Source organism: Christiangramia aestuarii (genome assembly GCF_009735585.1).
Taxonomy (GTDB): Bacteria; Bacteroidota; Bacteroidia; order Flavobacteriales; family Flavobacteriaceae; genus Christiangramia; species Christiangramia aestuarii.
On sequence record NZ_VJVW01000172.1, the window covers coordinates 1 to 362 of the forward strand.

The 362-nt window shown below is 66.9% G+C and carries 1 protein-coding gene; it reads left to right on the forward strand.

What is annotated here, in order from left to right:
- On the forward strand, nt 1–328 hold a 328-nt coding region (locus FLP08_RS17410), incomplete at its 5' end, for a hypothetical protein (protein WP_202912819.1).
- Nucleotides 329–362 lie beyond the last annotated feature (34 nt).

Genomic DNA, 362 nt, shown 5'->3' on the forward strand with positions numbered 1-362 from the left:
CCTGGCTGGCTTCTCGCGCCAGGACCAGCAGATGCTGTCGCTACTGGTACGCGGCCACCGCCGCAACATTCCGGCGGACAAGCTGGCGGAGTTCGCCGCGGAAGGCGACAAGCTGGTGCGCCTGTGCATCGTGCTGCGCTTCGCGATCCTCTTCCACCACATTCGCGGCACCCAGGAAATGCCCTCGGTGCGCCTGAAGGCAGAGCCCAAGAGCCTTTCGGTGACCTTCCCCGAGGGCTGGCTGGAAGCCAACCCGCTGACCCAGGCCGACTTCGCCCAGGAAGCCGAATGGCTCAAGCGGGTCGGCTACAGCCTCAACGTGCGGTAAGCACCGGCGCGGCCAGCTTCTCCAGCAGGGTCGC